Below are 20,677 nucleotides of genomic sequence, written 5' to 3'. Positions count from 1 at the left end.
TACTTTTTTTACAGGGCTAATTTTAAAATAAACTCAAAATACTTATATGGAGGATACTTTATGATTCGTGCAATCGCTACCGATATTGACGGCACATTTCTGACAACTAACCGGACGTATGACCACCAGCTATTCAATACTGCCTTTCAGCTAATGCAGCAACGAAACGTTAAGTTTATTGTTGCTAGCGGTGACCAATATTACTTTCTCCGGTCACTTTTCCCAGACATTGCTAATCAGATTGCCTTTGTCGCTGAAAATGGTGTTTTAACGGTTGATCAAGGAGAAGAAATTGCCTGTGGTCAGTTAAAAATGAATGATGTTGAAGACATTATTGCCTATGTTGATGCGATTCCTGATACTTACTACGTTGTTTGCGGTCGCCAATTTGCCTATGTTAAAGATACTATGCCTGTAAAATTCAAGCAGGGCCTTCACCGTTTCTATACGCGTACCAAAGTTGTTAAAGATTTTACGAACCTCAATGATAAGATTTTTAAATTTGCCCTAGTCGTCCCGCCAGCAAACATGCGGACAATCGCACATAATATTAACACTAGATTTGCAGGAATTATCCGTGCAACTGCTAGTGGTAATGGCGCAATTGACTTAATCATTCCAGAAATGGACAAATCATACGGGCTAAAAAAGTTACTCAATCGTTGGCAAATTTCACCAACCGACTTAGTAGCTTTTGGTGATGGTGAAAATGATCTTGAGATGTTTGACCTTGCCGGTACGAGCTATGCCATGGGAAACGCACCGACAAATGTTAAGGAAGCAGCTACTCATACGATTGGAACTAATGATGAGCAAGCAGTGTTACACGAGATAAATAGATTGCTTAATTAGCTTACAAAAAAATGGCACCACTATTTATGTGATGCCACTAAGAAACTCTATTCAATTTAATTTACACTATAGATCCGTACTTCGGGGTCTGATGACCATGTTGGCTTCAAACCTGGGAAAACATGTTGGGTAAACATTTCACTGTCGAGGTATGCCTTGGCATGTTCAACGCTATCGAAGCCATGAAGTACTTGCACATCTTCGTCCCGAATCAAGAGATCCTTGGTTTCTGCACCGGGGATGGTCTTGAGGAACGGTTCACGGTAGTCTGTATAAACCTTTGCTGCCGCGGCCCGATTCTTCTCCGGAATTACCATTGTTACTTGTAAATATGCTTTAACTGCCATTTTATTTCCTCCTCAAATCAATTAATTTACAATTTTGATAGTAGTCGTTTACAATCGAAATTAATACGAATTCAAAGGCGATTGAGCTACTAAATAATTTTTGAGGAAGGTTAGTTATGTATCAACGTAAAATACCAAAAGAATATTATTGTACCGTAGACTATGGATTAGATATCTTTGGTGGCAAGTGGAAGCCGCGAATTCTATGTATTCTTAGCCACGTTAACTCAATGCGCTACGGTGAACTAAAAGCGCAAATGGAAAATATCTCAGACGCTGCTTTAGCTGATAGTCTCCATGAATTACAGGAGACAGGAATTATCGATCGTCAACAATATAATGAAATGCCGATTCGGGTTGAATACTCATTGACGGCTGAAGGCAAAAGTTTAATTCCGGTACTCAATACAATTTCTAATTGGGCGATCAAACATAGTGATGCGGAAATATATACAGGAAAACATTTTGAGAAAGTGCATCGAGCAAAATTTGAGAATTAAAAATGACGGTACAGTTTAATGCTGGATCGTCATCTTTTGCAATTTCAATTAATCATTAGCGTGCACATCGTATTGACTGAGCATTTCTTCAACGCCCGGTGCATCTGGATCGTGCATCCCTTTACCTTTATCTAAAGCCCGCATTTGATCCATTTCGGCGGAGTTCAATTCAAAGTCAAAGATTTCCATGTTGCTCTTGATCCGTGCTTCATGAACTGACTTTGGAAAGACCGTTACCCCTTCTTGATGTTCAAAGCGGAGGATAATTTGACCGGCGTCCTTACCATACTTTTCCGCCATTTTAGTAATGACTGGTTCCTTAAAGAGGTCAGCGTTACCTTGACCTAGTGGTGCCCAAGCTTCAAGAGCAACCCCATTTTTAGCCATGATTTGCCGTAATTCTTTTTGTTGGAAGTATGGGTTAAATTCAACTTGGTTAACTGCAGGCATTACATCAAAGTTTGGAACAAACTTCTTCCATAATTTTGGTGTCATGTTAGAAACACCAATTGAACGAATCTTACCAGCCTTTTGTGCTTCTTCCAGTGCTTTCCAAGCTTCATCGACCTTGCCGTATGGTTGGTGAATCAAGTACATATCCATGTGGTCCAAGCCAAGCTTCTGCAATGAAAGATAAATAGCCTTCTTAGCATCTTCGTAAGCGTAATCTTGGAGCCACAGCTTAGAAGTTACCCAGATTTGATTACGAGGAATGACACTATCCTTAATCGCCTTACCGACTTCCTGTTCGTTAAAGTAGGCTGTCGCAGTATCAATATGCCGGTAGCCAGCAGCTAAAGCATTCTTAACTGCTTGGTAGGTTGTGCCATCAGCAGGGATTTGAAAAGTTCCGAAATCGAATGAAGGGATTTCATTACCGTCATTGAGTTTAAATGTTGGAATATTAGCCATAATTAAGCTCCTCCTTATTTTTCACTATCTTGCACTTGCTTCAAACTGGAACCAAAAATTTGTTCAATCGTCACTGGATCACGGCGATCAAAGAATTGACTTTCGTTCTTATCAAGGCTAGCCATCTTCTTCATATCATCATCAGAAAGTTCAAAGTCAAAGACATCAATATTTTCAGCCATCTGGTTCTGGTGAACAGACTTAGGAATGACCATGATTCAGCAACTTAATCAAAATCACAGTGAGTTCTTTGATCCTCACGATCCTGAAGCAATAAAAACGATTGTCAACGGTGGTCAGCCAGGAGCAAACAAAAATTAATCATAAAGTAAGGTGAAAGCGTCAACTAATTTACGCCTTCACCTTTTTGTGACCTAAAATTAACAATTAATCATTTGCTAATGCTGTTTTCTTCCTTTCTTTTAATGCATAACTAGCAAGGCCTAAAATTAGTCCCACAATTCCAAAACTCAGCCAGCCAAAGCCCAAACCGAAGAATGGGAAGAATCGTTGAGCAAATCCAAGTAGGGTTTGCAATAATTGACTTTCATGCAAATTAGCAGGTAACGCATTTAACATATCAAAGAATGCTGGAATCAGAGTTAATCCAGTTGTAATTCGGTAAACTAACGGATCCTTTTTAAAGAGTGGCGAAAGCAAACCTAAAATAATTAAAGTAATTGCTAACGGGTAAAGGAACATTAGGATTGGTGTTGACCATGCGATAATTTGATTAAGACCTAGATTAGCGAATAAGAATGACAACCCACAGTTAAACCGTAAAAATGTTCGGTATGAAATTTGCGGAAAGCGACGGTGGAAGTCTTGTGAGAAGGCAATTACGAGCCCCATTGCAGAAGTCATGCAGGTAACGGTAGCTAATGTTGCTAAGATTGCATCTCCAGCCGTTCCTAGGTAATAATGAGAAATTTGGGCAAGCGTAATCCCACCATTTAGTGCAGGTTTAAATTGGTGTAAACTAGTTGCCCCTAACCAAATTAAAGCTAAGTAGATAATTGCAACTCCACTGATTCCCAAGAAGCCACTTTTAGCCGTTGCAAGCGAAATTTGTCGCGATTTTTTAATTCCCAATTCTTTAATTGCAGTAATAATTGTAATTCCAAAGGCTAATGCGGCTAACCCATCCATAGTATTATATCCTTGCAAAAAGCCGTTAGAAAAAGCATGATTTGTATAGGCTGCGGTTATATTAGCAGTACTTCCAGCGCCTAAGGGATTAATGAATGCTAGTAAGAAAATCAGAAATAGTAATCCTAGGAATAAGGGGTTTAGGATCTTCCCGATTAAAGTAGTGATCTTTCCCTCATGATTTGAAAAAAGGTAAACCAAACCAAAGAAAATTGCTGAGTAGATTAATAACCCCCAAGAATTAGCTGCCTTAGATAAATAAGGAGCAATCCCGATTTCATAAGGAACGGTGGCCGTCCGGGGCGTTGCAAATAATGGTCCCAGTGTTGCATGAACGAGAATTAAAAAGATTAGTGCATAAGTCCGACCGTTCGGCAGTGCAAGGTCATAAATTCCGTTTGACTTGGTAATGCTAATTGCTAACAACGCCATCAAGGGAATTAATACTCCAGAAATAAGAAAGCCACTACTCGCTATTAACCAGTGACTACCAGCTAACTGGCCCAAGTGGACTGGGAAAATTAGATTCCCTGCTCCAAATAACATTCCAAAAATCAATGATGCAATAATTATCGACTGTCTAATACTCGCTTTGGTTGTTTTCATTTTAAACATCCCTCTCAGTAAAAATTAATTAAACTGGTATAAAAAAACGTCCTCATAAGCTAACTGCTTACAAGGACGCTATCACGCGTGTTACCACCTTATCTTCAGAGTAATATCACTACTACTCCCTTACCCCGTACATAGTAAAGAAACTAGATACGTTGACGCTATAACGGGCGCACCCGGCTAAGGCTACGATTGCTCTCACCTGAGCCACTCCTAGGCTACTTTCACTATCCTTTACTATTCCCACTCTCACTAATTTGGGTTCGCTGACTAGTTAAAGAAAAGCTAATTTCCTATTCTCAGTGGTTATTCATACCGTTTATTTGCTAAATACTTTACATGATTAATTATAAAATGTCAATATTTTTCTAATATATTTTTAATATTTCATTGAGTGCTCATTAAGTCAAATATGATATTAAACTATTGTGATCGCTAAAAATAAGGTTCCATTTACACTGTTTGTGTAGACGGAACCTTATTCTTTGTTATTTAAAGCTGATAGTCTAACTAGACTAGCTACTTTTTGATTCCTTTCGGTAAAAAAGCAAGATTAGTAGTGCTACTACTTTCTAAGTAAGCATATTTTTTCTTCAAGCAACTAATTAACCATAATATTGAAATTATATTCCACTTGTTTAGCTACTACGCAATTACGTATCTTAAGCGTATTTGACATAGATCATCAGACTTTGTTAGCTTGAATATTAAGGAAGAAACTAATTATGACAGAAATCCAAATTATTAAATCACCATTTAAAATTTGCAATCATCCTTTTAACGATGCTAAAATTGTGAAACAAGTTGCAAACTTTTATCAATCAGTACCATTTTATCAACCAACACCATTAATTAATTTGAAGCAGTATGCTAAAAAGAATAATATCGGTAGTCTTTATGTAAAAGATGAATCTCAACGATTCAGCAAAGCCCTAAAAGCCTTTAAAGCTACCGGTGGTTTATACGCAATGGCATATTGTATTGCTAAACAAGCCGGATTATCAACAAAGAATTTGAAATATTCTCAATTAATGACACCGTTGATAAGAAAAGTCGCTGACCAAATCACTTTTTATACTGCTACTGATGGTAATCATGGTCGCGGTGTGGCTTGGGCGGCCGAAAAATTAAGCACTCACGCAATAGTTAAGATGCCTGCAGGTTCAACTAAGATACGTGCAGAACATATTGCTGCGTTTAATAATGTGAATGTAGAAATAACAGATAAAAACTACGACGATACTGTTCAGCTTGTTAAACAGCTTGCTGACAAAGATCCAAATGGGATTTTAATTCAAGATATGGCTTGGGAAGGCTATACAGAAATTCCACAAGCGATTTCTGCAGGATATTCTATTATCGTCACCGAAATTCTTAAACAAATAGACACCGACAATTATCCTACACATATCTTCTTACAAGCAGGAGTTGGTCAATTATCATCTGAAATTATCGATGTCTTATATAGTTTATTGCCAAAAGATAAATGCCCAGTAATTACAATTGTTGAACCAGCAACTGTTGCCTGTTACTATCTATCCGCACAGGTAGCGGATAATAACTTGCACACCGTTCCTGGATCACCTCGCACGATTATGGCTGGGCTAAATTGTCAGACACCAAGTAGTTTAATTTCATTTCCAGTAATTCGTGATACTGCCAGTTTTTATGGAACACTGACAGATAACATTGCACGAATTGGAATGCGCACCCTATCAACCCCCGTTGGAACTGATTCAAAAATTATTTCCGGTGAATCTGGAGTTGCAGCCTTTGCCTATGTTAATGCCGTTCTCCAGGATCAACACCTCCGTAAAAAAATAGGATTAGACGCCAAAGCGCGAGTACTAGTCATTAATACCGAAGGCGATACAGACAAGCAGGTATATCAAGAAATAATTAAAACAATTAGCTAAAAAGTAGTTATTTCAATTTCATATTTATGTCTTGAAATAAGTAGATCTTTTTTACCGAAAACGGGATAGAGAATTTGCTTCTACCAAATTCTCTATCCCGTTCTTCAATCTTTAACTATTTCCTTACTCAGCTTATCTTTAATAACCATAGAAATTCACTAATGCCACAAAGAGCAAAACCGGTAATTAAGCCAAAGTTACTTTGCATCCCATAAAATGAAATTCCCGTACCAATTAGGAAGATCATCAACATCACACAATAATCTTTTAACTGTAATTTAACATCACGATGGTTATAAACGCCATTTGCCACAAGACATAGATAGTATCCCAAAATGCTGATCGACAATAATAGCCATAAATTCATCCGTGATACCCCTGATTCAGCAAGATAATCAAGCCCTACCGTCATCGAGAGAAGGGCAATTACCATAAATACGTGCGAATACATTAAGACGAATCCGCGTGAACGCTGGTGGTGATTAATAAGCAGTTCGTCTTGGATAATATATGCACCAAACATTGTCACCAGTAGTATAAAAATTAATGCAGGAAACGGCTGAATTATCGAACCATTGAAGTAACGCGTAATATTAACTAACGATTCACCAAAAGTAATGATAATAATCAAACCGAGTCGTTCCAATAAATGCGGAAAGTTCACGTTCTTTGGAACAAATTGTTGATATACAGCTAATGGCATTAAAAAGCCAATTAAACCACCTAATACACACAGGAAAATGCCATAGTGGTACCCGATTAGTAAGCCACTTAATATAGCAATCAATTCTAATATTAGTGTTACTACAAAGGCCCGGACATCATGATCGCGCATCGGGTGTTTTCCTGAACCACAGAGGTACTGCCAAATTAAACCAGCAACTATTAGTACCACTGCCGAATTAAAAGTTCTAAATGTGACCGACCATTCAGTGTTGATGTTATTAGCAAGATACGTCATTGCATACATACTGATTAGCAAACCAATTGTATCAATGATGCGACTTTTACCGAAGCGATTAATATATAATGCCTGATAAAGCCATATCTGCATTACCATAATAACAACAAAAACAAATTCAATGTAATTAAATAGCGGAATCCCACCGGCAACGGGATGATGAATCATTGCGGTGATTTTAGAAATTGCATAGACAAAAATCAGGTCATAAAATAGTTCCAACATTGAAACCCGTTTAGCGATAATTTTTTGCAAAACGCTCCCCTCCTTTTATAATTTGGTAAGTTTTCATTTAGCCATTATAAAAGATTTTAGTTAATAATTTAAGCGATCAAGAGCTAATCATGAAATTTAAATGTTTCCCGGTTAGATTATCATAATTTTCTTTTAAAAAGTCTTTAAATCATCACAACTTATGATAGAATTCTAACGTTAATAAATACTAACCAGTTATATTGTTCGTAAATATCGAACATTATGAGGGAGAATGAAAATGAATAACGACATTGAAAAGGTTTTATACACTCAGGAACAAATTAGTCAACGAGTCGATGAACTAGCGACTATTCTTTCCGCAAAATATCATGATGAACTTCCAGTTGTTGTCCCAGTGATGACAGGAGCAATGATGTTTGCATCCGAATTAATGAAGAGACTTGACTTCAAATTAAACATTGATTATGTCGATGTTTCCAGCTATGAAGATAGTTCTAAATCATCAGGTAAAGTCCGTTTATTACGTGACCTTTCCCATGACGTTAGTGGCAGACCCGTTTTAATGGTTGAAGATATCATTGATACCGGACATACTTTAGAATTTTTGAATAAATTATTTGCTAGTCGCGGCGCAAAAAGCGTTGAAATTTGTTCACTTTTGGATAAACCTGAACGCCGCGAAACACCCGTAAAAATTGATTATCTTGGTTTTACAGTACCTAATGAATTTATCGTTGGCTATGGTCTTGATTATAATGGACTCTATCGTAACCTTCCCTATGTTGGTGTGTTAAAACGATCAGTTTATGAAAAATAATAAAAGAGAGCAGACAGTAACAATTAGCTCATGGTGTATGCCCTTGAGGTAAATTACTGTCCGCTCTTTTTTTATCACTTATCATTCACTTTACGGCTTTAGAATCCATAATTTACTGATCATCGACGACCACACCATTCCGATCTGGATGTAAAACTTCAATGCGATCAGATAATCCATTTTTACGAAGTGCCTCAATAAATGCTGCCGTTTTTTCTGGGGTAATCATTGTCATAATCGTGGGACCGGCGCCACTTAAGTAGGTTGCTGCATCATAAATATGACCTAATTGTCGAATAGTCATTAATTCTGGTACCAGTTGTGCTCGATATTGTTCATGAAAGTCATCAGCCTCCATAAGCTCTTTTACTAATGAGTAATTCTGTTTAAATAATGCTGCTACTAATGTGTTAGCAACCGCACTGGCATGGGTAGCAGCATGATAGTCTAACTGACGTGGTAGAACTGCACGAGCCTTCTTGGTTGCTAAGCAATATGTCGGAATATAAGCCACAAAATCATATGGTGGTAAAGGAGCTTCCACTGCATCGAAATGTTGAGCAACGTTAGTCCCCACCACTAAGCCACCAAGGATCGCTGGAGCAACATTATCAGGATGGCCCTCTATTTGACTGGCAATTTCTACCTTGGCTGCCTTGGTTAATTTGAGATTTGCTAGTTGGTTTGCTAATTCAATCCCAGCAACAATTGCGCTGGAACTGCTTCCTAACCCATGAGTAACCGGAATATCACTGCTAACTTCAAGATGTTGGGGTGAGAGTTGAGGCGCAACTTGGAAAGCGATTTGAACGATCATATTATCCTCATCATGCGGTAAATCTCCTAACTGGTGATCAACTTGCCATTTTTTAGCGGATCCCTTAACCGTTACATTTAAATATAGTGAAACCGCAAGTCCAATTGAATCAAAACCCGGGCCAAGATTGGCACTGGAAGCAGGAACCTTAATTTTCATTTACTCATCCCCCATTATTTTAAAACCTTATAAGCAGCATCAAGATTAATGGTTGGCTCACTAGCAATCTGTGCCTTAAATTCATGTAACTGCGACCCGCTCATTGCATGAGTAATAATTACTATCCGAGCTATTCCATTTGCTTCTGTTTGGGTAATTTGGCTAAAACTGGCATTAATCTCTGTCATAATTTGCGTTAACTTAAGCATTTGACCAGTTATATCCGGCATCGTAATGGATAAAAAGTATGGATATGCAACTTGATCAGTAGTAGCTGGGATATAACGCTGCTGATAATTATTAAAGAAGTTACCGTTAGTTTTTAACACAAGATTCTTAGTAACTGAAGTGATATCACTTAAAACACTATTTGCGGTTGGCAATCCACCTGCACCACGCCCATAAAACAGGGTGTCTCCTACTGCTTGACCAGTGACCATTACTGCATTGTATTCATTATTGATGGTAGCTAACGGATGATCTACTGGGACCAAAACCGGAGCTACTTCGACAAAGACGCCATCATTAATTACCCGCGAAATCCCTACTAGTTTAATTACATAACCAAATTTCCCCGCTTGTTGAACATCGAAGGCACTCAATCGGTCAATTCCAGTTACGTTAAAATCATTAATCGTTAATTGAATACCGAATGCAAACTGACTAAGGATTACCATTTTAAATGCAGCATCTTTTCCAGTAACGTCATTCGTTGGATCTGCCTCAGCAAAACCTAATTTTTGTGCTTCGCGTAATGCTTTTTCGTACGACCACCCTTGCTGACTCATCTGTGTCAAAATGTAGTTAGTGGTTCCGTTAACAATTCCCTTGACCTCCGTTATTTTGTCAGCAGAGAAACTATTATTAATTGTCCGTAAAATTGGAATTCCCCCAGCGACACTTGCTTCATACATTAGATCGCAATCATTATCATGGGCTAGTCGGCTTAATTCTGGTCCATATGTTGCAATCAAGTCCTTATTTGCTGTCACAACGTTTTTTCGGGAGCGTAATGCCATTTCAATATATTCTTTTGCAGGGTGGATTCCACCAATCAGCTCTACCACAATTTGAATTTCTTGATCATTGATAATTTCCTGAATATCAGTCGTTAACTCGATTCCTCCCTGGACTTTCTGATGACGCTCGGGATGTTTTACTAATACTTTTTTAACATTAAGTTGTCGTCCGGTGACATTAGCCACCTTATCTTCATTATTCTGAATCATTTGTAGTACGCCAGATCCAACTGTTCCAAGACCTAGCATTCCTATCTGAACGGTTTCCATAATGCCACCTCATTTTCTCATTATTTTTTCATTTTCCGATTGTAACATACCGTTAAGACAGGTACAATATCAAACAAAGAGTTACGATTTTAGTCATAATTGGAGGTAATGATATGCAATACCGTAGTACACGCGGTCCACTAGATAAAAACTTAAACGCACCCCAAGCCATTATTAAGGGGCTAGCAGATGACGGTGGTTTGCTAGTCCCCACCAAATTTCCTTCTTCATCTTTACCGATCGAAAACTTACCTAAGATGACTTATCAGCAAATTGTACACCTGATCCTAACCCTGTTTTTCGACGATTTTACCCCTGATCAGCTACAAAAAAGTATCGAGCAGGCTTATGGCGACCAATGGGATAGTCAACAAATTACCCCTATTTCTAATAGTCATTCAAATAATTACTACCTAGAACTTTTTCATGGACCGACTTTAGCCTTTAAAGATGTTGCACTGCAAATTCTTCCCTATCTAATGACCTCAGCAGTTACTATTGAACAAATCAGTAATAAAATTATTATTTTAACTGCTACTTCCGGCGATACGGGAACAGCTGCTATGCGGGGATTTAGTAATCAGTCCGGTACACAAGTAATTGTCTTTTATCCCCATGGAGGAGTTAGTCCCGTTCAATTGAAACAAATGTTGGGCCAACGGGGGAATAACCTTACTGCTATTGCAATCGAAGGTAACTTTGACGATGCCCAGACTGAAGTCAAACGAATTTTTAACGATATCACATTTAATCATCAACTCCAACAAAACGGCTATCAATTCTCCTCAGCTAATTCAATGAATATCGGGCGCTTAATTCTACAGATTGCTTACTACTTTAGTGCCTATGTTCAACTGGTAGATAAGGGTAAAATTAAGGTTGGCGATGCCCTGAACTTTGCCGTCCCTACTGGTAATTTTGGTGATATCCTAGCTGGCTATTACGCTAAGAAGTTAGGATTGCCAGTTAATAAATTGATTTGTGCTTCTGATGAAAATAATGTTCTGACTGACTTTTTCAAAACCGGAGAATACAACCGTCAGCGTCAGTTTTACTTAACTAATTCTCCCGCAATGGATATCTTAGTATCCAGCAATTTAGAGCGACTATTATTTGATTTAGCTGGTAATAATGCTGAACTAATTAGTAGGTATATGAACCAATTAGCACAAGAGGGTCATTACCAAATCAATTCTGCCATTAAAGAACAGTTAGATCATCAGTTTGCTGCCGGATTTGCTACTCAGGATCAGGTCATCCAAGAGATCCAGCGGATTTATGAAGCAGATGGTTACCTGATTGATCCCCATACGGCTGTTGCTTCATTTGTTACTAAGCAATACCAAGCCAGCCATAATGACAAGACACCAACGGTTATTGTATCAACGGCTAGTCCGTATAAGTTCCCTGAAACAGTTTACAAGGCTATTACCGGAAAATCAGTATCAAGTTCAGGCTTAGCAGCCGTTCAAGATTTGCAAAATATTATCCAGCAGCCTTTCAGTAATAATGTTCAAGCCTTATTCAATCAGTCAATCCGAGCTGAGCAAGTAATCCAGCCAACCAAAATGGAAGAAACGATTAGTAAGTTACTTACTTCAACGTATTAATAATTTTGATCATTTTAAATTAACCGAAGTACACTAGAAATATTCGCAATTCTAGGATGCCTCGGTTTTTGCTAATTATTACTACAGGTTCTTCTTAAAGAAACTATCAATCTTGTCAAACGGAATATAATCATGGTCGCCACCATCGTACAAGTCAGTATGCGTTGCACCAGGGACAATTACTAATTCCTTATTATCACCCTTTAATTTCTTAAAGGTATCTTCACCCATATAACGTGAGTGGGCCTTCTCACCATGAACAATCAAAACTGCATTCTTAAGGTCTTCGGGGTGAACCAAAATCTTAGTGTTCATCCAAGCTGGCTGACTCTGCAATACCCAACCTTCATTGGAGTTAACTGAACGCTTGTGGTAACCACGCTTGGTCTTGTAATAAGCACTGTACTGCTTGACAAAGTCTGGTTGATCATCAGGAGCGGGGTAATCGTAGCAGCCACCAGCTTTAGCTAAATTCTTTTGACCATATTCTTTAGTTCGCTGCTCAGCAATTTGTTTTTTACTTTCATAACGGTCATCAGCGGTTCCTTGATCAAAATAGCCATTCGCACCAATCCGTGGCATATCGTACATTGTTACAGCAGCGGTGGCCTTAATCCGCGGATCAATTGCGGCAGCATTGAGAGAAATTCCGCCCCAACCACAGATACCGATAATGCCGATTTCCTCTGGCTCAACATTATCTAGGTTACTTAAATAGTCCACTGCAGCTTGGTAATCTTCAGTATTAATATCCAATGAAAAAACATCGCGGACATCGCCACCACTTTCGCCAGTAAAGGATGGATCAAAGGCAATTGTCAAGTAGCCCCGTTCCGCCATCGTTTGAGCATACAAGCCACTAGACTGTTCCTTCACTGCCCCGAAAGGTCCAGCCACTGCCAATGCCGGTAACTTGCCTTCGTAGTTCTTCGGTGTGTATTGGTCTGCTGCTAAAGTAATACCAAAGTGGTTAGTAAAAGTTACTTTTTTGTGATCAACTTTATCGCTTTTAGGAAATACCTTATCCCATTCTTGAGTTAAATGTAATTCTTGCATTGTTATCTCTCCTCGTATACGTATGAAATATTTTCTCTTGCTGGAATATCGTGAGTAATAATTGACCCAGCACTAATTACTGCATCAGTTCCAATATGAACATTCGGCAAAATAATTACGTTTCCACCAATTTTCACACCTGAATCGATGACAATCGGTCCGCTTTGATTACCATCAACGGTTAATAATGAGGTCGAAGAGCCAATCTCAACGTTATCACCAATCCTAATTCCGGCCTTATCTGCTATCGTGACATTACAACTGACTGAAATATTTTTGCCAAGCTTAATATTTCGACCATAGTCACTGTAAAACGGTAATAAAAACTGATTACTATCTTCTATCTGATAACCAAAAATCTCATTTAATAACTGCTTGATTTGGCGGTCATTCAAGCAAGAGGTATTCAGATGACGTAACAGCCGTTGATTCTGCTTTAATAATCGTTGATCCACTTTTAACTGCTTTGTAATTATCACTCACCTCTTTTAATTAACTGTCTTTATTATATTTTCCCTTTGCTATGATGTGAAATGCTTATATAATATGATTAAAAATAGCTTTTAGTTATGGGAGAGGATCATATGGAACTTCGGGTTTTACGTTACTTTCTCGCTGTTGCCCAACAACGAAATATCACCAAAGCTGCTCGAGAACTACTAGTATCTCAACCGACATTATCAAAGCAACTAGCAGATTTAGAAAGTGAACTTGGTGTCAAATTATTTATCCGTGGGCATCGGCAAATTACTTTAACAGACGAAGGCGAGTATCTCCAAGCTCGTGCAAAAGAAATTATTCAACTTGCGGATCAAACAGCCACTAATATCCAAAAGGAACAAGTTGTTACTGGGACGCTCTCAATTGGTGCTGGCGAAAGTATTGGAATGCAGCGAATCATGGAAGTACTAAGCGGGATTATTCAGGACTATCCTGATGTTAAAATTCGGCTAGTTAGCGGAAATGCTGATGAAATGGAAACTGCATTAAAACACGGTACCATTGATTTTGCGGTCTTAATGGCTCACCGTAGTCTTGACAGCTACCATCATCTTCAATTACCGGAAACTGATCGGTGGGGATTAGCCATGCAAAAAGACGATCCCCTTGCTCAAAAAAATGTTATTGGACCCGCTGATCTTATTGGTCTTCCGCTTCTGGTATCCGAGCAAGCTCTTGATGAACACCGCTTCCAGGATTGGTGGGGTAACGTAGGAAAAGAAATTAACATTATCGGTACTTACACGTTAGTTTTTAATGCGGAGTTAATGGTTAAACAAGGGAGTGCCTACATTCTTACTTTCGATAACCTCCTCAACACTTCAAACAACAGCGAACTCACCTTCCGGCCGCTTTCACCATCTATTTCTGAATCAACAAACATTATTTGGAAAAAGAATGTCACCCAGTCTAAAGTGGCTAAGTTATTTACCCAACGTTTATTGGCATCATTAGACTAGAAGAATAACAATATAAATACTCCGGTCCAGCTACTGAGGTCGATTGTTGGTCCTGTGATAGCTTATATTTTCCAGACAAAGCTCTTTAATATCCTTGCAGTTGATAATGATCTTGAGATAGTTCAACAGCAAATTATTAACAAGCTAACAAAATAGGGTTCGTAGCATTAACTGCTACGAACCTTATTTGCTCGATATAGAAAATAATTAAAATTTGACTTTCATTTCTGATGTGCCAAAAATAGCACCAACGATAATTATATTTTTCTTTGAATTAATTCGATAAAAGATTCCATAACTGCTGCCAATTAAAAGGCGATATGTCTGTTCAGTAAAGCCATACAAATTAGTAACATCTTGACCAAGTTTTGGAAAATTTTTCAACAATCTAATCTTTTTATCAATATGAAACGTAAATTGATCGATCTTTTCTGGTGATAATTTTAGCTGGGTTTGCCAATATGAAATAATTTGATCTAATGAAGCTGCAAAGTGACTGGTATATTTAATCTTCATCTTTTCCCCAACCATATTTTCCAAAGCGCTGCTTCATATCTTCTTCAGTAAGTAGCTTATCAGACTCAAATGATCGTTCAATCATTTTTCGATCATGTTCTATATCAGCCGAACTTGCAACAGGACTATACTGAATTGTCCCGTCGTCTAATAGTTGTGGTTCAAATAATGCATTTTCACATACCTTAAACTGAGCGGGAACAGTTAAAGTTAGTGAAGTCCCCTGCCTTCGTGCCTTAACAGTTTTATATTTCATTACATTCACCTCACATATAATTATAGCATAATTATATGTGAGACTTTACTTTACATCCTTTGGCAACAGACCAGCTGGATTTTGATCAAGAGCACCGACGATTTCATGAGCCGTGTATGGCTCTTCCAAATATGCTACTTCTTCTGGCGTTAATTCGATGTTAACTGCCTGGGCAGCATCGTCAAGGTTCTGCTCCTTAGTTGCACCAATAATAGGTGCGGTAACACCCTTTGCCCATTGCCAGACAAGGGCGATTTGTGACATCTTGGCGTTATACTTTTCCGCTAATTCTGCCACCCGTCTGATAATCGGTAAATCCTGTTGCTTAGCATGATCGTATTTAGAACGGGCAGAAGTGTCCACTTGACTCCGTTTTGATGAACTATCTCAAGTTGGTCGGGCAAGGTGACCACCAGCCAGTGGACTATATGGCATTAACATTACCCCATCTTGTTTACAAATCGGAATTAGCTCACGTTTATCTTCGCGGTAAAGTAAGTTATAGTGGTTCTCCATTGCCACAAATTGGTGCCAGCCGTTTTTCTCCGCAATGTGCTGCATGTTCTGGAACTGGTAGCCATACATTGCGGACGCCCCAATCGCACGAACTTTTCCTTCTTCAATAAGGTTATTAAGTGCTGCCATTGTTTCTTCAATTGGGTGATCATAATCAAATCGGTGAATGATATATAGGTCAAGATAGTCAGTGCCTAAACGCTTCAAAGTTCCATCAATTTCACGATTGATTGCTTCCTTTGACAATCGTCCATCATTAAAATACACCTTGCTGGCAATTGCTACTTGATCTCGCGGGATTTGGTGCTTCTTTAGTGATTTTCCAATAAATTCTTCACTAGTCCCTGTACCATAGACATTTGCTGTATCAAAAAAGTTGATCCCTAAATCGAGGGCATATTGTACCATCTTATCGGTCTGGTCTTCATCTAAAATCCACCGATAAGTTTTAACCGCTGGAATCCCAAAACTCATCCCACCAATTGCTAACTTTGAAATCTTAATATCTGTTCCCGGAATATGACTGTACTTCATTTAAGGCACCCCTCTTCAGCTGATTCACAATTATTTGATTGTTTCACCTAATTCGTATGCTTCTTGAACGTGCTTTGCTAACTTCTTTTCATTCCAAGAATCCGCAGCCAGGACACTTCCAACCTGCTCCCAACGCATGTAATTAAGTAATTGCTTAAAGTATAGCTTTAGTGAAGCAAAGGCATCTTCCTGACCATAACCAGAAACCAGCGTAATTGCCTTCTTATCGCCATGCAATTCGTGATTGTAATTATAAAAGCGATCGATTACTGCTTTAAGAGCAGCATTAACACCGTAATAATAAAGCGAACTCACAAGGACCACAATATCGGCATCTAATAACTTGGGCATCACTTCTTGCTTAATGATGTCGTCCGGTTCTACTTCGATTTCTTGTCCTGGGTGATTATCTTCCAGCTGAATCATTGAAAATTCATTAATTCGCCGTCCAGCATCAAACCGATATACTTCGTTACCTGCTTCAGTTGCTCCTTTAACAAAGGCATCTGCTAGTCTTTCTGATGTTCCTGGATGGTGCGGACTACCAGTTAAAACGACAATCTTTTTCATTTGAATCGCTCCTTTTCTATTTTCATTGTAATTAGTTACCAAGAAAAAATAAAAGACTTAAATTGAATGATTGACTATGCAAAGAAACTATCTTAAATTATTTTCTCTTTGGAGTACTCCCACCAGCAAGGGTAAAAATAATTAGTGATAGTACACCAATTGCAATTAATTGATTGATTAACATTTTTTCTTCCTCCAATATTCCACTTCTGATTTACATATTGCTATTTAACGATATATTATTCTAAAAATAAAAGAAGAACCACTATAATTCTTCCTTTATCAAATCGCTAAGTTTCTGGATTGCTTGCTCATTTCGACGATAGTATGTCCACTTACCATGACGCTCAGAAATAACAAGTTCCGCCTCCTCCAGCATAGTCAGGTAAGATGAAATTGTCGATTGAGCTAACCCAGACTGATTAACTAGGTCACCAACACAAACACCACCATAGTTCTTGATTTCTTCTCTGATTGGTAGACAGGTTGGTACACAAATCTCATTCTCAGGATCTTTCAACCACTGTAGGATCTCAAGACGCGTTTTATTTGCTAACGCTTTAAATAGTTTTTCATTTAATTTCATGATTTCATTATATCGTCATTTTTCGATATGTCAATAATATCATTTTAACCTTCAGAACTAATCTCTTCATTAAAGCCTTAGCTTCATATCCTTAATTACTACTTAATCACTAGTCAAGCAAACTAACTATTGATAGTCTTATCCTGCTGTTGCCGATATTCTCGCGGTGTCAGTCCTACTCGTTCCTTAAATATTTTACTAAAATAGGCACTCGTACTGAATCCCGCCTGCAAAGCAACATCTGTGATCGAAGGTTCCGACTGACGCAATAATTTCTTTGCCTGCTCAATCCGGTAATTTAATAAATATTCAATTGGCGTTTGGTGAATGTTTTTCTTAAATGACCGAATACATTCTTTGGGACTAACATTAACCGCAGTCGCAATATCATTGATTGTTACCTTTTCCGCATAGTGTTTGTGTAAATACGCTAAAATATTTTTGCTGCGTTCACGTGGGCTAACCGTCAATTGCTGATGTTGTTCTTGAAGCTTAATTTCAGCAATCAGTGTCAACCAGGCTTGTGAAAGGAGATTACGAATTTCAAATTCCTTATCGGACCGATCCGCTAATTCTGTTAGTTGGTGGAGTAAGGTAATGAATTTTTTGCCTGTCGGGTTAGATTCTCGAATCACTAAAACTTCAACTGAACGATTTTTTAAAACAGGGTTTAGGTATTTGGTGTAAAAGGCACTATTGAAATACCCGCCAAGCAGAATCAGATGGAAAAGGTGGGCATGTTCAACTGTCTTTGAAGAACCGGCAGCTTTTTGCTTTTTATCCATCACATTGGTATTAATGAAATAGGCTTCCCCCTGCTTAATTATGTAGGTATGATCAAAAGTTTGAATTTCTATTGACCCTTGATAGGCATAGTTAAACTCTACTTCTTCGTGCCAGTGCCACGGGATAACATCAGTGGTTAAATCACGACGGTGCATTGTATATGGAAAAGCACTCGTAATGCCATCAATATGTTCAACATCATTTGTATCTTGAATAAATGGTATTTTTTGCATCTTATTATGTTTCTTCCCTATACTATAAGAAAATTGCCAATTCTGTCCTTATATTTATAATATAGGGCAAGATTTTTATATGAACAACCCACCTTTCCTTGTAAACTTTAGTCATACTCTTAAATACAAGGAAGGTAATAATATGATTCACAATTTTGACTTTTATTCACCTACTGAAGTTCTTTTTGGCAAGGAAACTCAAAAAGAGACTGGAAAATACGTTAAAAAATACAACGGCCATAACATCTTAATTGTTTACGGAAGCGACCGGATTGTTAAGAACGGGTTATTAGAAGAAATTACCAGTTCATTAAAAAATGAAAACATTACCTATCACTTATTAAACGGCATCGTCCCTAACCCACAGCTAGGCAAAGTTTACGAAGGAATCGACCTTGGCAAACGGGAAAAGATTGATTTTCTTCTCGCTATCGGTGGCGGGTCTGTTATTGATACCGCTAAAGCAATTGCTTATGGCCTAGCCGAACCAGAAAATGACGTTTGGGAACTCTTTGAACATCAGCGCAAGGCGAAAGCTTGTTTACCAGTTGCATCAGTATTAACAATTGCAGCGGCTGGTAGTGAAACAAGTATGGGGGGGCAGTAATTACAAACGAAAAGAATGAAGAAAAACGGGCCTATGATGACGACTTGGCGCGACCAAAATTTGCGATTATGAACCCAGAATTAACGCTTAACCTCCCCGATTTCCAAACAGAATGCGGGGCAACCGACATCATGATGCACACAATGGAACGTTATTTCACTAATGGCGGAAATATGGAATTAACAGATGCGATTGCGGAAGGGCTTCTAAGAACCGTTAAAGAGAACGCGCTTTTATTACATCACGATCCGCAAAATTACGATGCCCGTGCAGAAGTAATGTGGGCTGGTTCGCTTTCCCATAACAATTTAACTGGTTGTGGAAATGACGGTGGCGACTTTGCAACTCATATGCTTGAACACGAAGTCAGCGGAATGTTTAACGTAACTCACGGTGCCGGGCTTGCCGCAATTTGGCCAAGTTGGGCGCGGTATGTTTATAAGGATGACTTAACCCGTTTTGTTAAATTCGCGAAGAACGTAATGAAGGTTCAAGAACAAGGCACTGATGAAGAAATTGCTTTAGCGGGAATTGATAAAATGGTTGAATTCTACCATTCAATTGGGATGCCAACTAATTTTGCCGAGTTAGGAATCCACCCTAGCGAAACACAGATTAGGGAAATGGCACAATCATGCTCTAATACTACTGGCGGTCATAAGGGATCAGCCAAAGTTCTCTATTATGACGATATGGTACAAATCTTCAAAATGGCTAACCAGGAGATTTAGCTTAAATTATCAAGACTTACTTATCAGAAAACAGGCACCGTAATTCGGTAAATTCGAATCATGACGCCTGCTTTTTAGTTTATGTAAGCAAGAATTTATAGATCAATAATTTCTGGGTCATACCCTTGTTCTTTGATAAATTTCATCAAATCAGTAGTTTTAATAAAAATGGTATGAGTATTTACATTAGGATGGAATGTCAAAATTGGATCTTCTGCCAACATATCCTGATCAAAATATACTTTAATATTGTGCTCTTCATTATTCATTAAACCAAACGGTGAAACCACCCCAGCATGGGAGCCAAGCTGTTCTTGCAAATCATCCGGACGCGCCATTGATACTCGCTTAGCGCCGGTCAGTTCTTGAAACTCCTTAAAATCCATTGGTTTCTGATCATCCATAATTACCAGGTAAAAATGCTTCTTTTTTCCCTTCAGAAACATTGTCTTTGTCCGAACGCCTTCATGACCTTCAATATACTTATCTGCCTGCTCAGTTGTTTCAGCAGCCGGATGATCAACCATTCCGTACTTAATTCCTAATCGATCAAGTTCGGTAATTACTTGTTCATATGTGCCTTCTGTCATCTTTTTCACCACCAATTTATAGTAATTATATTATATCATAAACAGTTTAAAGCGCTTTCCTTAGCAAATAGTCGACAAC

General features: G+C 38.3%; 22 protein-coding genes and 2 pseudogenes. 8 read left to right on the top strand and 16 right to left on the bottom strand.

Going from position 1 to position 20,677, the window contains the following annotated elements:
• The first annotated feature begins 60 nt into the window (after positions 1 to 60).
• A complete protein-coding gene (locus HUK45_RS00210; RefSeq protein WP_191910560.1) occupies positions 61 to 852 on the top strand; it encodes a Cof-type HAD-IIB family hydrolase in 792 nt (263 codons plus the stop codon).
• Between the two features lie 56 nt (positions 853 to 908).
• Here HUK45_RS00210 and HUK45_RS00205 read toward each other — a convergent pair whose 3' ends face one another.
• A complete protein-coding gene (locus HUK45_RS00205; RefSeq protein ID WP_191910559.1) occupies positions 909 to 1,199 on the bottom strand; it encodes a hypothetical protein in 291 nt (96 codons plus the stop codon).
• Positions 1,200 to 1,315: 116 nt separating this feature from the next.
• On the opposite strand from HUK45_RS00205, the gene HUK45_RS00200 reads away from it, so the two are divergent.
• A complete protein-coding gene (locus HUK45_RS00200; protein WP_191910558.1) occupies positions 1,316 to 1,699 on the top strand; it encodes a winged helix-turn-helix transcriptional regulator in 384 nt (127 codons plus the stop codon).
• A 48-nt stretch (positions 1,700 to 1,747) separates the two neighbouring features.
• Here HUK45_RS00200 and HUK45_RS00195 read toward each other — a convergent pair whose 3' ends face one another.
• From HUK45_RS00195 to brnQ, 3 genes and pseudogenes are all read right to left on the bottom strand, one after another.
• Entirely contained in the window at positions 1,748 to 2,611 is an 864-nt protein-coding gene (locus tag HUK45_RS00195) for an aldo/keto reductase (RefSeq protein WP_191910557.1), read from the bottom strand.
• A 14-nt stretch (positions 2,612 to 2,625) separates the two neighbouring features.
• Positions 2,626 to 2,829, bottom strand: a pseudogene (locus HUK45_RS00190) (aldo/keto reductase); the annotation flags it as partial.
• Positions 2,830 to 2,998: 169 nt separating this feature from the next.
• On the bottom strand, positions 2,999 to 4,366 hold the full coding sequence (gene brnQ / locus HUK45_RS00185) for a branched-chain amino acid transport system II carrier protein (protein WP_191910556.1): 1,368 nt from the start codon (positions 4,364 to 4,366) through the stop codon (positions 2,999 to 3,001).
• 731 nt (positions 4,367 to 5,097) lie between these two features.
• On the opposite strand from brnQ, the gene HUK45_RS00180 reads away from it, so the two are divergent.
• The gene (locus tag HUK45_RS00180; RefSeq protein WP_191910555.1) at positions 5,098 to 6,288 is read left to right on the top strand and encodes a diaminopropionate ammonia-lyase; all 1,191 of its coding nucleotides are present in this window, start codon (positions 5,098 to 5,100) and stop codon (positions 6,286 to 6,288) included.
• A 127-nt stretch (positions 6,289 to 6,415) separates the two neighbouring features.
• Here the strand turns inward: HUK45_RS00180 and HUK45_RS00175 are convergent, their stop codons facing one another.
• Positions 6,416 to 7,504 carry a low temperature requirement protein A gene (locus HUK45_RS00175; RefSeq protein ID WP_235971894.1) on the bottom strand — a complete coding sequence of 363 codons (1,089 nt, stop codon included), beginning with the start codon at positions 7,502 to 7,504 and terminating at the stop codon, positions 6,416 to 6,418.
• A 238-nt stretch (positions 7,505 to 7,742) separates the two neighbouring features.
• On the opposite strand from HUK45_RS00175, the gene hpt reads away from it, so the two are divergent.
• The gene (gene hpt, locus HUK45_RS00170; RefSeq protein WP_191910554.1) at positions 7,743 to 8,282 is read left to right on the top strand and encodes a hypoxanthine phosphoribosyltransferase; all 540 of its coding nucleotides are present in this window, start codon (positions 7,743 to 7,745) and stop codon (positions 8,280 to 8,282) included.
• A 112-nt stretch (positions 8,283 to 8,394) separates the two neighbouring features.
• On the opposite strand, the gene thrB is transcribed toward hpt, so the two are convergent.
• The gene (gene thrB / locus HUK45_RS00165) at positions 8,395 to 9,258 is read right to left on the bottom strand and encodes a homoserine kinase (protein ID WP_191910553.1); all 864 of its coding nucleotides are present in this window, start codon (positions 9,256 to 9,258) and stop codon (positions 8,395 to 8,397) included.
• Positions 9,259 to 9,272: 14 nt separating this feature from the next.
• Positions 9,273 to 10,547, bottom strand: a complete 1,275-nt coding sequence (locus tag HUK45_RS00160; protein WP_191910552.1) for a homoserine dehydrogenase — start codon at positions 10,545 to 10,547, stop codon at positions 9,273 to 9,275.
• A gap of 113 nt (positions 10,548 to 10,660) precedes the next feature.
• Between HUK45_RS00160 and thrC the strand changes: the two genes are divergently transcribed.
• The gene (thrC, locus tag HUK45_RS00155) at positions 10,661 to 12,157 is read left to right on the top strand and encodes a threonine synthase (protein ID WP_191910551.1); all 1,497 of its coding nucleotides are present in this window, start codon (positions 10,661 to 10,663) and stop codon (positions 12,155 to 12,157) included.
• Between the two features lie 81 nt (positions 12,158 to 12,238).
• On the opposite strand, the gene HUK45_RS00150 is transcribed toward thrC, so the two are convergent.
• Positions 12,239 to 13,213 carry an alpha/beta hydrolase gene (locus tag HUK45_RS00150; RefSeq protein ID WP_191910550.1) on the bottom strand — a complete coding sequence of 325 codons (975 nt, stop codon included), beginning with the start codon at positions 13,211 to 13,213 and terminating at the stop codon, positions 12,239 to 12,241.
• Positions 13,214 to 13,215: 2 nt separating this feature from the next.
• Complete coding sequence (locus HUK45_RS09665) at positions 13,216 to 13,692, bottom strand: LbetaH domain-containing protein (protein WP_191910549.1); 477 nt, start codon at positions 13,690 to 13,692, stop codon at positions 13,216 to 13,218.
• 105 nt (positions 13,693 to 13,797) lie between these two features.
• Here HUK45_RS09665 and HUK45_RS00140 point away from each other — a divergent pair, with 105 nt between their 5' ends.
• The gene (locus tag HUK45_RS00140) at positions 13,798 to 14,673 is read left to right on the top strand and encodes a LysR family transcriptional regulator (RefSeq protein WP_191910548.1); all 876 of its coding nucleotides are present in this window, start codon (positions 13,798 to 13,800) and stop codon (positions 14,671 to 14,673) included.
• Between the two features lie 207 nt (positions 14,674 to 14,880).
• On the opposite strand, the gene HUK45_RS00135 is transcribed toward HUK45_RS00140, so the two are convergent.
• The 6 genes and pseudogenes from HUK45_RS00135 to HUK45_RS00110 form a co-directional block, all read right to left on the bottom strand.
• Positions 14,881 to 15,189 (bottom strand): type II toxin-antitoxin system RelE/ParE family toxin, encoded by a 309-nt coding sequence (locus HUK45_RS00135; protein ID WP_191910547.1) that lies wholly within the window; start codon positions 15,187 to 15,189, stop codon positions 14,881 to 14,883.
• Positions 15,179 to 15,445 (bottom strand): toxin-antitoxin system, encoded by a 267-nt coding sequence (locus HUK45_RS00130; RefSeq protein ID WP_191910546.1) that lies wholly within the window; start codon positions 15,443 to 15,445, stop codon positions 15,179 to 15,181. The genes HUK45_RS00135 and HUK45_RS00130 overlap by 11 nt, the downstream gene beginning before the upstream one ends.
• Positions 15,446 to 15,490: 45 nt before the next feature.
• Positions 15,491 to 16,495, bottom strand: a pseudogene (locus HUK45_RS00125) (aldo/keto reductase).
• A 30-nt stretch (positions 16,496 to 16,525) separates the two neighbouring features.
• The gene (locus HUK45_RS00120) at positions 16,526 to 17,065 is read right to left on the bottom strand and encodes a flavodoxin family protein (RefSeq protein WP_191910545.1); all 540 of its coding nucleotides are present in this window, start codon (positions 17,063 to 17,065) and stop codon (positions 16,526 to 16,528) included.
• 265 nt (positions 17,066 to 17,330) lie between these two features.
• Entirely contained in the window at positions 17,331 to 17,651 is a 321-nt protein-coding gene (locus tag HUK45_RS00115) for an ArsR/SmtB family transcription factor (protein ID WP_191910544.1), read from the bottom strand.
• Between the two features lie 122 nt (positions 17,652 to 17,773).
• A complete protein-coding gene (locus tag HUK45_RS00110; RefSeq protein WP_191910543.1) occupies positions 17,774 to 18,670 on the bottom strand; it encodes an AraC family transcriptional regulator in 897 nt (298 codons plus the stop codon).
• A gap of 142 nt (positions 18,671 to 18,812) precedes the next feature.
• Here HUK45_RS00110 and HUK45_RS09660 point away from each other — a divergent pair, with 142 nt between their 5' ends.
• Together HUK45_RS09660 and HUK45_RS09655 are read left to right on the top strand one after the other, a co-directional pair.
• On the top strand, positions 18,813 to 19,277 hold the full coding sequence (locus HUK45_RS09660) for an iron-containing alcohol dehydrogenase (RefSeq protein WP_268889983.1): 465 nt from the start codon (positions 18,813 to 18,815) through the stop codon (positions 19,275 to 19,277).
• 44 nt (positions 19,278 to 19,321) lie between these two features.
• Positions 19,322 to 20,008, top strand: coding sequence for an iron-containing alcohol dehydrogenase (locus HUK45_RS09655; RefSeq protein ID WP_268889982.1), 687 nt, complete (start codon positions 19,322 to 19,324; stop codon positions 20,006 to 20,008).
• Positions 20,009 to 20,103: 95 nt separating this feature from the next.
• Here the strand turns inward: HUK45_RS09655 and HUK45_RS00100 are convergent, their stop codons facing one another.
• A complete protein-coding gene (locus HUK45_RS00100; protein ID WP_191910542.1) occupies positions 20,104 to 20,598 on the bottom strand; it encodes a prolyl-tRNA synthetase associated domain-containing protein in 495 nt (164 codons plus the stop codon).
• Between the last annotated feature and the right edge of the window lie 79 nt (positions 20,599 to 20,677).

The organism is Limosilactobacillus urinaemulieris (assembly GCF_014838745.1).
Classification (GTDB): domain Bacteria; phylum Bacillota; class Bacilli; order Lactobacillales; family Lactobacillaceae; genus Limosilactobacillus; species Limosilactobacillus urinaemulieris.
This window is presented reverse-complemented; position numbering and strand designations above follow the sequence as displayed.

Bases quoted from the DNA above. Each gene is read 5' to 3' on its own strand.
- HUK45_RS00210 (WP_191910560.1), top strand. From the start codon at position 61: ATGATTCGTGCAATCGCTACCGATATTGACGGCACATTTCTGACAACT.
- HUK45_RS00205 (WP_191910559.1), bottom strand. From the start codon at position 1,199: ATGGCAGTTAAAGCATATTTACAAGTAACAATGGTAATTCCGGAGAAG.
- HUK45_RS00200 (WP_191910558.1), top strand. From the start codon at position 1,316: ATGTATCAACGTAAAATACCAAAAGAATATTATTGTACCGTAGACTAT.
- HUK45_RS00195 (WP_191910557.1), bottom strand. From the start codon at position 2,611: ATGGCTAATATTCCAACATTTAAACTCAATGACGGTAATGAAATCCCT.
- brnQ (WP_191910556.1), bottom strand. From the start codon at position 4,366: ATGAAAACAACCAAAGCGAGTATTAGACAGTCGATAATTATTGCATCA.
- HUK45_RS00180 (WP_191910555.1), top strand. From the start codon at position 5,098: ATGACAGAAATCCAAATTATTAAATCACCATTTAAAATTTGCAATCAT.
- hpt (WP_191910554.1), top strand. From the start codon at position 7,743: ATGAATAACGACATTGAAAAGGTTTTATACACTCAGGAACAAATTAGT.
- thrB (WP_191910553.1), bottom strand. From the start codon at position 9,258: ATGAAAATTAAGGTTCCTGCTTCCAGTGCCAATCTTGGCCCGGGTTTT.
- HUK45_RS00160 (WP_191910552.1), bottom strand. From the start codon at position 10,547: ATGGAAACCGTTCAGATAGGAATGCTAGGTCTTGGAACAGTTGGATCT.
- thrC (WP_191910551.1), top strand. From the start codon at position 10,661: ATGCAATACCGTAGTACACGCGGTCCACTAGATAAAAACTTAAACGCA.
- HUK45_RS00150 (WP_191910550.1), bottom strand. From the start codon at position 13,213: ATGCAAGAATTACATTTAACTCAAGAATGGGATAAGGTATTTCCTAAA.
- HUK45_RS00140 (WP_191910548.1), top strand. From the start codon at position 13,798: ATGGAACTTCGGGTTTTACGTTACTTTCTCGCTGTTGCCCAACAACGA.
- HUK45_RS00135 (WP_191910547.1), bottom strand. From the start codon at position 15,189: ATGAAGATTAAATATACCAGTCACTTTGCAGCTTCATTAGATCAAATT.
- HUK45_RS00130 (WP_191910546.1), bottom strand. From the start codon at position 15,445: ATGAAATATAAAACTGTTAAGGCACGAAGGCAGGGGACTTCACTAACT.
- HUK45_RS00120 (WP_191910545.1), bottom strand. From the start codon at position 17,065: ATGAAAAAGATTGTCGTTTTAACTGGTAGTCCGCACCATCCAGGAACA.
- HUK45_RS00115 (WP_191910544.1), bottom strand. From the start codon at position 17,651: ATGAAATTAAATGAAAAACTATTTAAAGCGTTAGCAAATAAAACGCGT.
- HUK45_RS00110 (WP_191910543.1), bottom strand. From the start codon at position 18,670: ATGCAAAAAATACCATTTATTCAAGATACAAATGATGTTGAACATATT.
- HUK45_RS09660 (WP_268889983.1), top strand. From the start codon at position 18,813: ATGATTCACAATTTTGACTTTTATTCACCTACTGAAGTTCTTTTTGGC.
- HUK45_RS00100 (WP_191910542.1), bottom strand. From the start codon at position 20,598: ATGACAGAAGGCACATATGAACAAGTAATTACCGAACTTGATCGATTA.